17 protein-coding genes are annotated in these 12,591 nt (G+C 44.0%); 15 read left to right on the top strand and 2 right to left on the bottom strand.

Annotation, left to right across the window (positions count from 1 at the left end):
- Window positions 1-202: 202 nt before the first annotated feature.
- Both OCV81_RS15160 and OCV81_RS15155 read right to left on the bottom strand, forming a co-directional pair.
- Window positions 203-781 (bottom strand): helix-turn-helix domain-containing protein, encoded by a 579-nt coding sequence (locus OCV81_RS15160; protein ID WP_148330787.1) that lies wholly within the window; start codon window positions 779-781, stop codon window positions 203-205.
- A 7-nt stretch (window positions 782-788) separates the two neighbouring features.
- On the bottom strand, window positions 789-1,139 hold the full coding sequence (locus OCV81_RS15155) for a helix-turn-helix domain-containing protein (RefSeq protein ID WP_148330786.1): 351 nt from the start codon (window positions 1,137-1,139) through the stop codon (window positions 789-791).
- Window positions 1,140-1,465: 326 nt separating this feature from the next.
- On the opposite strand from OCV81_RS15155, the gene OCV81_RS15150 reads away from it, so the two are divergent.
- From OCV81_RS15150 to OCV81_RS15080, 15 genes are all read left to right on the top strand, one after another.
- Complete coding sequence (locus tag OCV81_RS15150; protein WP_148330785.1) at window positions 1,466-2,017, top strand: response regulator transcription factor; 552 nt, start codon at window positions 1,466-1,468, stop codon at window positions 2,015-2,017.
- A gap of 20 nt (window positions 2,018-2,037) precedes the next feature.
- Window positions 2,038-2,361, top strand: a complete 324-nt coding sequence (locus OCV81_RS15145; RefSeq protein ID WP_148330784.1) for a hypothetical protein — start codon at window positions 2,038-2,040, stop codon at window positions 2,359-2,361.
- 18 nt (window positions 2,362-2,379) lie between these two features.
- Entirely contained in the window at window positions 2,380-2,736 is a 357-nt protein-coding gene (locus tag OCV81_RS15140; protein ID WP_148330783.1) for a hypothetical protein, read from the top strand.
- Between the two features lie 3 nt (window positions 2,737-2,739).
- Window positions 2,740-2,964: a hypothetical protein gene (locus tag OCV81_RS15135; protein ID WP_148330782.1), complete on the top strand. Its 225-nt coding sequence runs from the start codon at window positions 2,740-2,742 to the stop codon at window positions 2,962-2,964.
- Window positions 2,961-3,152: a hypothetical protein gene (locus OCV81_RS15130; protein ID WP_148330781.1), complete on the top strand. Its 192-nt coding sequence runs from the start codon at window positions 2,961-2,963 to the stop codon at window positions 3,150-3,152. The genes OCV81_RS15135 and OCV81_RS15130 overlap by 4 nt, the downstream gene beginning before the upstream one ends.
- Before the next feature lie 261 nt (window positions 3,153-3,413).
- Complete coding sequence (locus OCV81_RS15125; RefSeq protein ID WP_148330780.1) at window positions 3,414-3,668, top strand: hypothetical protein; 255 nt, start codon at window positions 3,414-3,416, stop codon at window positions 3,666-3,668.
- Between the two features lie 61 nt (window positions 3,669-3,729).
- Window positions 3,730-6,927 carry a DNA primase gene (dnaG, locus tag OCV81_RS15120; RefSeq protein WP_148330779.1) on the top strand — a complete coding sequence of 1,066 codons (3,198 nt, stop codon included), beginning with the start codon at window positions 3,730-3,732 and terminating at the stop codon, window positions 6,925-6,927.
- Window positions 6,928-7,366: 439 nt separating this feature from the next.
- Window positions 7,367-7,849: a hypothetical protein gene (locus OCV81_RS15115; protein ID WP_148330778.1), complete on the top strand. Its 483-nt coding sequence runs from the start codon at window positions 7,367-7,369 to the stop codon at window positions 7,847-7,849.
- A gap of 56 nt (window positions 7,850-7,905) precedes the next feature.
- Complete coding sequence (locus OCV81_RS15110; protein ID WP_148330777.1) at window positions 7,906-8,322, top strand: hypothetical protein; 417 nt, start codon at window positions 7,906-7,908, stop codon at window positions 8,320-8,322.
- Between the two features lie 57 nt (window positions 8,323-8,379).
- Window positions 8,380-9,414 (top strand): Clp protease ClpP, encoded by a 1,035-nt coding sequence (locus tag OCV81_RS15105; RefSeq protein ID WP_148330776.1) that lies wholly within the window; start codon window positions 8,380-8,382, stop codon window positions 9,412-9,414.
- Window positions 9,414-10,409, top strand: a complete 996-nt coding sequence (locus tag OCV81_RS15100; protein ID WP_148330775.1) for a hypothetical protein — start codon at window positions 9,414-9,416, stop codon at window positions 10,407-10,409. The genes OCV81_RS15105 and OCV81_RS15100 overlap by 1 nt, the downstream gene beginning before the upstream one ends.
- A gap of 3 nt (window positions 10,410-10,412) precedes the next feature.
- Window positions 10,413-11,015, top strand: a complete 603-nt coding sequence (locus OCV81_RS15095; protein ID WP_148330774.1) for a hypothetical protein — start codon at window positions 10,413-10,415, stop codon at window positions 11,013-11,015.
- Between the two features lie 19 nt (window positions 11,016-11,034).
- Window positions 11,035-11,838 carry a hypothetical protein gene (locus OCV81_RS15090; RefSeq protein WP_148330773.1) on the top strand — a complete coding sequence of 268 codons (804 nt, stop codon included), beginning with the start codon at window positions 11,035-11,037 and terminating at the stop codon, window positions 11,836-11,838.
- Complete coding sequence (locus tag OCV81_RS15085) at window positions 11,835-12,335, top strand: C4-dicarboxylate ABC transporter (protein WP_148330772.1); 501 nt, start codon at window positions 11,835-11,837, stop codon at window positions 12,333-12,335. The genes OCV81_RS15090 and OCV81_RS15085 overlap by 4 nt, the downstream gene beginning before the upstream one ends.
- Window positions 12,310-12,591: a hypothetical protein gene (locus tag OCV81_RS15080; protein WP_148330771.1), complete on the top strand. Its 282-nt coding sequence runs from the start codon at window positions 12,310-12,312 to the stop codon at window positions 12,589-12,591. The genes OCV81_RS15085 and OCV81_RS15080 overlap by 26 nt, the downstream gene beginning before the upstream one ends.

The raw sequence follows: 12,591 nt of genomic DNA, 5'->3' as shown, positions 1-12,591 counted from the left end.
CCAAAAGGCATGGACATAGGAAAAACATAAATCATACTCTATGAAAAATGGCAAAACGATGATTATATAACGAAAAAGAGGATGCATCATTTTGACACATCCTCTTTAGCACGGGAAGAGAGACTCGAACTCTATGGAAAATTCTTTTCCTCTTCCTTAATTTGATAATCAAGCTGTTACGTTTTCGAATTCAGTTATTTTTTTATATTATTTGTCCGGATTTTGTCCGACCTTCAACGGAGTTAACCAACTGATTCATTTGCTCTAAGAGCGCAATTCTTTTATCTTTCTCCTCAAGCAAACGTTCCAACAAGGCAATTTTTTCTTTGTACTGCAGCTCATTATCTTCGTGAGCCGATGGACAAGCCTTGAAAGGTTTCTCCCGATCAAAGAAGACATCCATCGATACCCCGAAAAAATCTGCAACTTTTTCCAGACGCTTCACTGTCGGATTCCCGTTCACAATCTGAGCCAAAGAAGCGTTAGCTTCAGTCCCAAGGTATCTTAAAAGCTCCTTGTTTGTAACCTTCTTATCTAACAATAATTGTTTGATAACATTACCATTATACATTGTATTATCATTTTTATCTCTTTCAAAAAATATATCTATAGATACATTGAAAAAATCAGCAATCTTCTCTAATGTATTGCAGTTAGGAACATTTGTTCCTTTTATTATATTATCAAGAGTGGCTTTTTGTATATCAGCATAACGATAAACATCAGCTTTCTTAACCTTCCTCTCTCGTATTAATTGTTCTATGATATATCCTTTGAACATACTTGCTTTAATTCTTATTTAATAGAATTTGTATTGTACGTTCCTTTTCAGACAACAATTCTTTAAGATGTTCAATTTCCCTTTGACACTCGTTCAATCTTATATCTCCTGAAACTAGATTTCCATTACCATTTACACTATGACCTATATTTGAATGAGGCATTTTCTCATTATCAAAGAAGTAATCTATTGATACTCCGAAAAATAATGCTATCTTTTCTAATCTCTTTGAGCCTATATCTGAGCCTTTTAAAACGTTTTCTAGAGTTTGCACAGATATACCAACCTTTTCACAGAAACCCTTCTTAGTCAATCTGTTGCTCTCTATTAATTCAACTATTCTTTGAGGTATAAGCATATATTATTTAATTTTTAATCATTCTAAATATCAACAAATATTGAATATACAATAAACAATACTTTGATTATTATCAATAAATCTTTAAGTTTGCACTATAAATTTAATAATTAAATCAATAGCAAATAATATAATCATCTAAAAAGTAACAGAAATGGTAATATCTAACTATTATTTATCTCTATCGGGTAAAGTAAAAAGTAAATTCATTCAGGATGTGATTGAATTGTGCGACATATCCTACCCCTCTTTCTTCTACAAGATGAGAAACAACTCCTGGACAAAACTTGAACGAGAAGCGATAGAGAAGTTTATTCAAAAAGAAAATGAAAAATCAAGTTGAGTTCTACAACACGCCATCAGGATATGTGATGTGTGATGACGGGAACTATACGACCCGGCTATCAGAATCCAGCCGGGAAGTAGTGGATGAATTGCTGGATACTATACGAGAATGTTATTCCGATGCGTTCCGCGCACTTGAACAATGCTATTCCAAGTCAAGCAAAAATTCCAGGTACCAGAAATTCAGAATAGTGAATCGCTTCATACGGTGTAATTGCGGAGAACTGGATACCCAAAAGATAGATTTCATCGATGGGAATATCAACATCGAGCAAGTACATTGTCCTCTGAGAGTTTCCGGTGACTGTCAGTATGAAAATGTGATATGCAATCCTAAACGTACATCAGTCCTTACCGTCAGACAGCTACAAATAGCAGCTGCACTGGCCGAAGGACTTTCCCCACAGGAAATATCAGACAGATTATATATCTCAATCCATACGGTACACAATACCATACAAGCCATTAAGGTCAGGCTAAACCTCAAGAATACAAGCCAGATAATCACCTGGTACAACAATATGAATAAGTAAAAAATTGATTTCAAAAAATTATGCAATACGTCACAAGACCCATGCTCAAGGCTCCAACGCTTCTTGACAAATTCATCGGATTTACATTTGAAGAAATGGATCTCGCCGGAGACATAATGCTGAAGGCATTAGAAAAAGAGCTTGCTAGAACTAAAAAAAAGTATGATAAATATCTAAGCATACAAGAAATCGGAGAAGCCACTACCCGGCAGCAGACAATCCTATACAATGTTGAACAAAGGTACAATGATTTGGATAATCTTGTACACGACCTTAAAGAACTGATAGATTTCAGCAAGAGAATAAGAGACCCCAATCAGTTAAAGAAACAAGACGAAGTTTAAAGAAAAGGAGGATTAATTATGACAAAAGAAGATTTCATTGAAAAATTTCCAGATGTGAAAGTTCAGCAGTTTGAAACAGCTGTGGTTTTTAGTTATCGAGAAGTCCAAGAAACTGTAGATGCAGCATGTACTTCATTAGGAATGGGATTAATATATGTAGAGCGTCAAGGCCGAAAAATAACCTGCTTTACTTCATCCAAAATGAAAGCTGCATTAGACAAAATGGTAAAAGGCGCAAAACTTACAGATCCGAACACCAATGAAGAAGGAACAGTAACTTCAGACAAGCCTTTTTTAATGGGAGGTGAATATTGTGTAAATGTAGATTTCCCCAGCGATTCCGGAGCATATAGTTGTGAATATTTCATAGAATAAGGAATGGAAAAAACAAGTTTTTTATGTGATAAAGAAATTACCGAGATATTAAAGAAGATAATAGAAAAAAAACATTCCGAATATTCATTACATATCGTAAAGATTGAGGATCATGCTGAATATAAGGATATGTCGAGATTTATTATAGAATATTCTAATCCTTGGGATTTAATAGAATTGGGCGAAGATATTGTAAGATCCCGTTTAACAAAAAGAGGTATAATATGAAACAAGGAGATTTGGTAACGGTATCTTCCGAAGCCACCGGGCTGGGCAAACCAATGGAAGCTATTATAGAAAAGGTTGAGATGTTCCTAGGACAAACCCTTGTCATAGTAACTTATACCCATCCCAACGCCTTATCCGGCCCCGGTGGTTGCTTTGTGGATGTACATATAACTTTAAAAGAAGATTGAATTATGACAAAGAAAAAAGATATAGTAAAACTGAACAAACTACACCTGATTAAACGTAGAAGGATGCAAAAATTTCATGCACGGAAATATATGAGACTATGCAAGAACCAGGGAGGTGATCCAAAATCACTACGGTATCTCCAAATGTTTGTCTCCATTAAATATTTAAATCTCGATTCTGAATTAAGGAAACATGTGGGTACGTATAAAATCAGATTTCAGTAAAAATAAAAGTTGTTATACAGATTAGATAGTGGCATTATGGGAAACATGAAACTACACAGGATGGAAGAATGGGAATCCGTCTTCCATACAAAACAGATTGAGCATGTCTATTATACCTCCGACATGCTGGTGCGCAAAGTGACCGGCTACATCATTATCAGCCGCAAGTCGCTAAGCAACGGAATCATCAAAAATTCCGAGCGACGAAAGCGGGTGCGATGGGACGGCTTCGGCCGGTGTTACAACATCAACAACAACACCCGTCTGCGTGATCACGACATACACTTCTAATCTATCTTTTATTTACCCGGCAAATACATGATATTTGCCGGTACCCAAGACACTCTAAAACATGATTTCTAACTCGGACATAGAAAAGATCCTCGACCGTGCGGATATTGTCGACGTGGTCGGACAATTCGTCCAACTACAACGCGCCGGGATACGGTATAAGGCTTGTTGCCCGTTCCACCAGGAAGACACCCCTTCCTTCATGGTGGACCAGGCGCGCGGTCTATGGTACTGCTTCGGAGCCTGTCACGAAGGCGGTAACGTCATTAAGTTTGTCGAGAAAATCAATAACATGAATTTTCCCGAAGCGTGCCACTGGCTGGCTGACAAATACGGTATCGAGATTGAGGATAAAAAAGAGCAGAAGAATCCGGAAGAGATAAAGGAGGCCCGGAAACGCGCGTCTATGTTTGCCATCAACGAGTTTGCTTCCCAGTTCTTTCTTCATAATCTCAAAAAACCGGAAGCTGACGCAGCCCGGGCAAAAATCAAACAGCGATGGGGCGAACAATACCCTCAGGAACAAGGTATCGGCTACGCACTCCCTTCCTGGTCAGCTTTCTCAGAAGCAGCCATCAAGGCTGGATACTCGGCAGACCTGATGGTGGAGTGCGGACTGATCCGGAAACGCAAGGACGGTGACGGATACTATGACTTCTATCGTGACCGCATCATGATACCCATCCGCGACCGGTTCCGGAACATCATCGGGTGGACAGCCCGTGACATGAGCGAAGTGGACGGTACCCCCAAATACCTGAACTCCTGTCAAAGCGACATATACGACAAGTCGGACAGCATATTTGGCATTGACAATGCCATCCGGCAAGCGGCAAAAGAAGAGAAGTTCTACTGTGTGGAGGGGGCACCCGACGTGATGCGCCTGCAGTCCATCGGAATCAACAACACCATCGCCTCACTTGGTGCCGCTTGGACAAAGAAACAGTTCTACCAAATTAAAAGATACGCTACTTCCCTCTGTTTCCTCCCGGACGCGGACGCTGTGAAACCCGGCGAGCAGTACGGTACCGGAATAGCGGCTGTAATCAAGTCCGGCCAACTGGCAATGGAGTGCGGTTTCTCCGTATCTGTGAAAGAAATACCATGTGGGGAAGGCAACACCAAGAATGATCCGGATTCTTACTGCACCAGCCGCACTAAGTTCAGAGACCTGGAAGAAGTGGACTATATTACCTGGTATGCCGGATATGCGTTCAAGGCAGACGGTACCACCGAAGATAAGAGCGCAGCCGTCACCAAGATAGCCAAAATGGTGGCAATGGTAGGTGACGAAGTCAAAGAGCAGATGTACCTGGAACAGCTGAAGAAAATCTACAATCACAAGAACCTATGGATTACGGCCATCAACCGGGAGAAAAAGAAAATCTCTGAATCCAAGGCTGACAAGACGCAGACAATCAACCGCGACCTGCTGGCCAAGTATGGTTTCTTTGAGTCCAACAACTGCTACTACTCCACCAACGAGGGAAAGGAATTTCAATGGTCGAACTTCGTGATGCTGCCCATGTTCCATATCAAAGACTCGCTCAATCCAAAACGACTGTACCGCATCAAGAACCAGAACCGCCAAGAGGAAATCGTGGAAATGAAGCAGGAAGACCTGGTATCGTTATCGAAATTCAAGCAAAAGGTCGAAGGTTTGGGTAACTACATCTGGCTGGCCACCGAAAAGGAAATGACCCGGCTGAAGATGTACCTGTACGAGCAGACGGAGACGGCGGTAGAAATTACCCAGCTGGGGTGGAACCGCAAGGGATTCTATGCATTTGGCAATGGGGTGTTTGACACCGAGTGGCATCCGGTTGATGAATACGGTATCGTCCGCCTGGGCGAAAAAGGAAACTACTACCTTCCGGCATCCAGCCTGATCTACCGTGACGACGACAAGCTGTTCCAGTTCGAGCGGCGGTTTGTGCACCTGAACTACTCTTCCATCAGCCTGAAGGAATACTTCTCCAAACTGGTAGGGGTATTCGGTGACAATGCCAAGGTAGGAATCTGTTTCCTGCTGGCCACATTGTTTCGTGACATTATCACCGGATACACCAAGAGCTTCCCCATCCTGAACCTGTTCGGTCCGAAAGGTTCCGGTAAATCAGAACTCGGTCACAGCCTGATGGCTCTGTTTATCATAGAGAACATTCCGCCAAACATCCAGAATGCGACCATCCCGGCACTGGCCGACCTGGTAGCGCAGTGCGCCAACGCCCTGGTACATATCGATGAATTCAAAAATAACATTGACATCGACAAACGGGAATATCTCAAGGGACTGTGGGACGGCGCCGGCCGGTCACGCATGAACATGGACCGGGACAAGAAAAGGGAGATAACCGCTGTCGATTCCGGAGTGATTCTTTCCGGCCAGGAGATGGCCACCGCCGACATCGCGCTGTTCAGCCGACTCATCTTCCTTACGTTTGCCAAATCAGAGTTCACAGAAGAGGAGAAACGCCGATACAACGAACTGGTAGAGATTCGCAAACGTGGCCTTACTCACCTGACACTTCAGATACTCCGCCACCGGGCACGAATGGAACAGCAGTTTGTCAGCAACTATCATACCTGCCTGTCCGATGTGCTGGAAGCGCTCGGCGCAGAAAAGGTAGAAGACCGTATCTTGCGAAATTGGATCATACCGTTGGCCGCGTTCCGAACCCTCGAAGGGGTACTGGAAATTCCATTTTCTTATCAGGATATTCGCAGGGTAACGCTTGATGGCATAATCCGTCAAAATGCAGAATGTAAGAGCAATAACGAACTGGCTAACTTCTGGAACGTGGTTTCCTACCTGCAACAGGATGGCGAAATCTTCATCGAGGGGGATTACCGCATCGAATATCTGAACAAATTTAAAAGCAGCCTGATAAAGATAGAGCAGGTGTATCAGGAGCCGAAACCCATCCTGATGATGCGCAAGAACCGCATCTTCATGCTGTACAAAAAGTTTGGCAAGCAGGTAGGCGATTCTATCCTTCCTGAAGGTTCTCTAATGTATTACCTGGAGAACTCAAAGGAATACATGGGCAAAAAGAACTCGGTTCGCTTCAAGAACATCCAACACGGTGTCGAGGTGCAGAAGATGGAGACGACACCGACCGGCGGTGTATCCTACAAGAAAACATCCACCCCCGATGTGGCTCTGTGCTTTGATTACCGCATGATCCGGGAGACATTCAATATTAACCTCGAAGTAGAGGTAGAAGGTAGAGAAACTACCGAAGAAGACATAGATTGAGTAAATGGTTTTAGAGTTGTAGAAGGCGTGGCGTCGTGAGGACGCTGCGCCTTTTTTTATGTGTCCGAGTCAGGATACTTCCTACTCGCACGAGGTAAAAAAGGTTTCTACACCTTCTACACTTTCTACAATGTTAATAATGAACGGTTTATACATTCTACAACTATTCTACAAACCTTCTACAAAATTCTACAAAATGCCGTTTTTGTTAAAACCTTCTACAAAAGACTTCATTTTCTACATGATTTCTACAATTGTAGAAAGTAAAGACTCTTTTAAATAATTGATTTTCAATACAATTATGAATCTGTAGAAATTGTAGAAGGTGTAGAAGGCAAAAAGTGTGTCATATTTCAGAAACTACTTTTCAAATTTAAAGGAATATAAATCACTAAAAAGTAATATATATATTATCTTTGTAATAGATAATTCATTCATTATGAGCGAAATCGTTTTTTACATCAAACTGGAACCTTACCTGAAGCAATGGCTTCACAACAGCTTGGGCAATCCCGTTGTGTTTCCTCCACAAAGCAACGAGAACGCTGTCATCCGAAGATTCCTCCGGAAGCGCCCCCCGGAGGTTTCCCCCGAAATGGCTGCCGATGATCTGACAGCCATCGTCATTCCAGACAGTAAGGCCAAGCCCCCACAATATTACAACTACCTAGGCAAAAAAGCCAAGGCGGCTGTAAAGGAGACCATCGAAGACCTGTTCCGGGCAAATCTATGGAACGAAATGAGCGACCTGACTCGCCGGAACTGCGGCCTGAACAAGACCATTGCCGCCTGGTGTGAAATGCACGGTATCGATGACGACTACTCAGAGACTGTCCGACAGAAATTCTACCGCATGAGAACAAATTATAGTCGGAGAGGCATTTTTTTAGGTTCTTTAACCCGAAAACGCTCGGATGAGTAAGCTGTTTTTGTACAGACCCGCACAACATCGAACACACATAATCTAATCACGAAAATATGGTACATTTGATTCAAAACATAAAAAAGGTTGAATGCATCGAAGCCTATCACCTTCAGCACTCAGACATCATAGCCGACCGCGGTATCTGGCTAAATGTGTTCCAACAATTCAGTCCAATCTCTACCATCGGACTAAGCTCAGTCGAGATTTCAGACAAAATCGAGAACAAACAACGCATTTTCACCACCAAACTCACCATGTTCCGCACAGCAAAGCTATTACCTGGTGCCAAAAAGCTGTGTTTCCGGGTGACGACCGTCACCGGTTCCCAGTTCCTGATCGGCTGCGCCGACAAACCCTACCCCATCATCCAAAATGACGAGAATTTTCCTTCAGCAGACACCGGAAAATCCGGAGTAACAGTAACAGTGACCCTAACTTCCACCATTCCAATGCTATCCATATTAGATTGAGGTCTTTTTATGCAATATATATAAGGTATAATATTGCGTAGACTAATTCTCGACAACATGAATTATAATATTAGTATTGATTCACACATCGGCCCGTGGGGATATTCAAAGAACTTCGTCCGCAGCCAGATGTCAGGTTTGAAAAACAAGCCTGTCAATGTGCGTGTCTCTTCACTAGGTGGCTCGGTGGATGATGCGCTCGACATCCGGCAACAGTTCATTGATCACGGTAACGTGACTTGCTACCTTTACGGATACGTGGCGAGTGCCGCCACCATCCTGGCTACCGGTGCAAAGAAAACCTGCATGTCTCAGTATGCGTTCTACCTTATTCATAAGGTATCCAACTGGGTGGATGCCTGGGGCAACTACAACGCCGACCAGATCCAGCAGCTCATCGACGACCTGAAGGCCAACAAGCTGGAGAACGACAAGATGGACTTGGTGCTGGCCAACCTCTACGCCAACAAGTGCAAGAAAAGAGTGGACGACATTCTTCCTATTTTAAAGGAAGGCCGCTGGCTTACCGCCCAGGAAGCACTCAAATACGGATTTATCGATGAAATTGTAGAAGACGGTTCGAAGCTGAACTTCGACGATGCCATGAAGACCCGCTTCAACATGTTCCATCTTCCTGCATTACCCGCCATGGAGGACAAGACCGAAAGCCAAGAAGCAGAAACCGCACCCAGTTGGTTCAACAACTTTGTGAATAAATTCTTAAAAGGACACCAGCCGGATACTCCAAAGGCACAAAATAAACCACTTAATCATTCAACAACACAAATGAAAAAGGATTATCAGAAAGTCAATTCCATCTTGAATATCGAGGGTGTGGAAGTTGACAAAGATGGTAAGGTTACGCTTACCGAAGACCAGGTCAAGGCCCTCAATGACCGCATCGCCAATCTGGAGCAGGAGTCTTCTGATAAAGACAGCCAGATTTCCGACTTGAAAAAACAGAATGAGAATCTGCAAAAATCGGATGGCGAAGATACCACCCACATCAATGGTGACGAAGGAGACGATGATGATCTCACAAAGCTCAACACAGCACAAGAAATGTTTAACGACGTAAAGGATATATTATAATGGCAGACACTACTGGACACGTAAAAATCACTGACGAACAGCTGGCTAAGTCGGCTATCCGTTACCGTAAAGAATTGCTGATGATGCCGGTACTGGCATTAGGTTCCACATTACAGCACATGACTCAGAGACCGGGTGTACGCGGCAAAGAAGTTGTCGGCGAACTCTCTGGAGACATTGAACTGGGCCCGTATGACGAAGGTCGAGAAGATACCGATGGTGTATCCATCAATCCACGCATCTTGGAAACCTTCCTCGGTAGCGTTGTAAAGAAGTTTTCTCCAAACTCCGTTTGGCAGACCGTATATGGGAACTTGATTTCCAAAGGCGAAGCACTGAAAAATGTGGATATTTCCCGTCAGGTGCTTACTTTTTTAACCGCAAAACTGGGTGCAAATTTGAATCTGCACATCTGGGACGCAAAACGCAATGACGGTGGTACAAAAAGCAAGGAATTGTTCAATGGTTTTGATACAATTACCAAAACCGAGAAGGACGCGGCTAAAATTTCAGAGGAATTAGGAAACATGTTCACTATCGAAGCTATCAGCAAAGACAATGCTGTAGATGTATTAAAAGCCTTCTACCGTGCAGCTGACCCTGTTTTGCGTGAGACCCAAACAAAATTGTACATTCCACAGGGTGTATATGACAATTATGTAGACGATTATCAGGCTACCGTAGGCCATGTACCTTACAACACCAGTTTCGAGAAGACTGTTCTTGAAGGTTCAAATGGTCGTTGTGAACTTGTTCCGCTGGCAAACAAGGCTGGCTCACCATTCATCCATCTGTCTACAAAGAGCAATATGCTCGTCGGTTTCGGTAACGGTGCTGATGCGGAAAATATCACCGTCGAAAAGCATCATGCCTTCAAGTTGGATTACATAGCCACATTGTTCTTCGGTACAGAGTTCGAATCAATTTCTAAAGAGCGATTACTGGTTGGAGCCATCGACGGTACAACTCCGGTTCTCGCTGGCATAGGAGGGTAAATTATGGCAGTAGATTGTACAAGCAAAGGGATGTACGAATCCCTGTCCTGGTGTCCAGGTCAGACCTCGCAGCCAGGTATCAGAAACAAAGTATATTTCATTCCCAAAAGCTGGATTACAAAATGGCCCAAATTACCGGACATTGATGATGCAGAAAACATGGCTTCTTTGGCGACATACAAGGAAGATTTCGGGCTGGCCGCTGACAAAAAATGGCAGAGCATTGCACTCTTGACTACGAAATCATCTATCACTGCGGATTCACAAGGTGAAAAGCCTTCACCTACCTTTTTAAATAAGGCAACTCTTTACCATTCTGGTACAGATGAGGAAGCCTCTGGGTTCTGCCGACAGGCTAACGTTGATGAACTTATCTTCTTATGCCAGCAGCGGAATGGTAAATTCCGGGTGATAGGTTCTGAAGCATACGATCCTTCGGTCACTATCTCACAGACATCAGGTGAAGGTGAATCCGGAACAGCTGGAACCACCCTCACGGCACAGTGTACGGACATTTGCCCGTCACCGTTCTACACAGGTAAAATCGAAACAGAAGATGGCGAGATTTCCGGAGCGGATGGCAGCGCCATCCTGCCGGGTGGATAATTAAAAGGAGACATCAGTTATGTATATAGATGAACAGTTAACCAAAGACATGCAAGGCTGGCTCAATACGGAGCCAGCCAATCGCGACTTGATGAAAGGTGCGGAAATGGTGCTCAAGCTGAACCGGAACCGCATCCTTTATCAGAATATTTCCCACAACCCGAAAAAGTTTGCAAGCAAGATTGAGTATGAGCTGAAGAAACACCTTGCCATCCGGTTGGACCGCAAAACGATTCAAGACGTGGTCAAGATGGACAAAGAGCTGGTACCGTCCGTAGCGGAAACACTGGCTACCTTCCATTCTGAAATCAGTTCCGACGACGACACACCGCAGGACGCTACCATCGCAAAGGGTAAACGTTCGGATCATGATTCATTACCTGAAGAAATCCGTCAGCTGTGGGAAGACAACAAAGACATCTACTTCCGCCTGAAGCAGACTTTTGAGACTTTGAAAACCATGAAGGATGCTCTTCCATGCGACAGGTACGAATACCTGAAGCAACTGGAAGAGCTGGATGCCAGATATCGGGATAACATGAACAAGTACGACCATTTCAATCCGGACACTCAGGGTGCCGGCGGTACAGAAGGTGAATCACCTGAAGACCCCGCTGAAATGGCCAAAAAAGTCAGTGCAGCCCGCGGCTATCTGTCAGATAACAAGAAGAAACTGGCAGAGCTGAAGGAATCCGGAGACCAGGAGAAGTACGAGAAGCTGCTGGCCAAAGTACAGCAGAGATACGACTTCCTTATCTCCACCGGAAACAACGTAGGAGAAGACCAGGTGAATGCCTTACGTGAATTAGGGTTGAAAGCATGAAACATGTTACTCGATTGCTGAAGCCGTTATCCGATGTGCCTTTACAGGCGTACCTGGATAACCGGCTTCAGCTTTTTGATGTCCTCGAGTTCATCCTGTCACAGACCGGCCCGGCTAAAGTCTACGTGTCCACCTTCTCTACTTCCGAAGAGTTCTTGCGCAGATTGTTCTCCCTCCGAAAACGAAAGCTGATTATTCATTCTGTCCTGATGGCCGACCTGAAGGCTGCCAAGAAGACCGTAAATCTGTACACCTTTATGTCTTCCGTGTTCGATGAAGTGTACCTCACGGAGAATCATTCCAAGGTGCTGCTTATCGAAAATGACCGCTGGATGGTCACAGTCGTTACCAGCCAGAACCAGACGCGAGGAAACCGGACCGAATGTGCGATGATCACGACGCAGCCCGACATCTTTCTTACCTTACGAGACCAGTTTTCAGAGATTATTAATACCCGAAGCATACACCTCAATGGAATTCACTTCAGCACAGATTGACAGAATCAAGGAACTTGCCACGATGCTCACTCCGGTATCGGATATTGCAGTCTTGATGGACGTAGACGAACGCTGTCTGCGAGAAATCATTTCCGACAAATCCCATCCGGCCAGCATAGCCTACCGTAAAAGGAAAGCCGAGCGGGCATTACAGATCAGACAAAACGAGCTGGAGCTGGCCGAAGCCGGAAGTCCGCTGGCGGTGCAGCTTGTCGGCTCCTACATCCGTGACATGGATTCCGACGAAGACTTATAA

The sequence above is a fragment of the Phocaeicola fibrisolvens genome (genome assembly GCF_025567125.1).
Taxonomy (GTDB): Bacteria; Bacteroidota; Bacteroidia; order Bacteroidales; family Bacteroidaceae; genus Phocaeicola; species Phocaeicola fibrisolvens.
The sequence above is the reverse complement of the archived record's forward strand: the minus strand, read 5'-3'. Positions and strand labels throughout refer to the sequence as shown.

What these genes read in the sequence shown, in the direction of transcription:
- OCV81_RS15095 (WP_148330774.1), top strand. Translation starts at nt 10,413, where the DNA reads ATGGCAGTAGATTGTACAAGCAAAGGGATGTACGAATCCCTGTCCTGG.
- OCV81_RS15105 (WP_148330776.1), top strand. Translation starts at nt 8,380, where the DNA reads ATGAATTATAATATTAGTATTGATTCACACATCGGCCCGTGGGGATAT.
- OCV81_RS15115 (WP_148330778.1), top strand. Translation starts at nt 7,367, where the DNA reads ATGAGCGAAATCGTTTTTTACATCAAACTGGAACCTTACCTGAAGCAA.
- dnaG (WP_148330779.1), top strand. Translation starts at nt 3,730, where the DNA reads ATGATTTCTAACTCGGACATAGAAAAGATCCTCGACCGTGCGGATATT.
- OCV81_RS15080 (WP_148330771.1), top strand. Translation starts at nt 12,310, where the DNA reads ATGGAATTCACTTCAGCACAGATTGACAGAATCAAGGAACTTGCCACG.
- OCV81_RS15145 (WP_148330784.1), top strand. Translation starts at nt 2,038, where the DNA reads ATGCAATACGTCACAAGACCCATGCTCAAGGCTCCAACGCTTCTTGAC.
- OCV81_RS15085 (WP_148330772.1), top strand. Translation starts at nt 11,835, where the DNA reads ATGAAACATGTTACTCGATTGCTGAAGCCGTTATCCGATGTGCCTTTA.
- OCV81_RS15135 (WP_148330782.1), top strand. Translation starts at nt 2,740, where the DNA reads ATGGAAAAAACAAGTTTTTTATGTGATAAAGAAATTACCGAGATATTA.
- OCV81_RS15125 (WP_148330780.1), top strand. Translation starts at nt 3,414, where the DNA reads ATGGGAAACATGAAACTACACAGGATGGAAGAATGGGAATCCGTCTTC.
- OCV81_RS15155 (WP_148330786.1), bottom strand. Translation starts at nt 1,139, where the DNA reads ATGCTTATACCTCAAAGAATAGTTGAATTAATAGAGAGCAACAGATTG.
- OCV81_RS15130 (WP_148330781.1), top strand. Translation starts at nt 2,961, where the DNA reads ATGAAACAAGGAGATTTGGTAACGGTATCTTCCGAAGCCACCGGGCTG.
- OCV81_RS15150 (WP_148330785.1), top strand. Translation starts at nt 1,466, where the DNA reads ATGAAAAATCAAGTTGAGTTCTACAACACGCCATCAGGATATGTGATG.
- OCV81_RS15100 (WP_148330775.1), top strand. Translation starts at nt 9,414, where the DNA reads ATGGCAGACACTACTGGACACGTAAAAATCACTGACGAACAGCTGGCT.
- OCV81_RS15090 (WP_148330773.1), top strand. Translation starts at nt 11,035, where the DNA reads ATGTATATAGATGAACAGTTAACCAAAGACATGCAAGGCTGGCTCAAT.
- OCV81_RS15140 (WP_148330783.1), top strand. Translation starts at nt 2,380, where the DNA reads ATGACAAAAGAAGATTTCATTGAAAAATTTCCAGATGTGAAAGTTCAG.
- OCV81_RS15160 (WP_148330787.1), bottom strand. Translation starts at nt 781, where the DNA reads ATGTTCAAAGGATATATCATAGAACAATTAATACGAGAGAGGAAGGTT.
- OCV81_RS15110 (WP_148330777.1), top strand. Translation starts at nt 7,906, where the DNA reads ATGGTACATTTGATTCAAAACATAAAAAAGGTTGAATGCATCGAAGCC.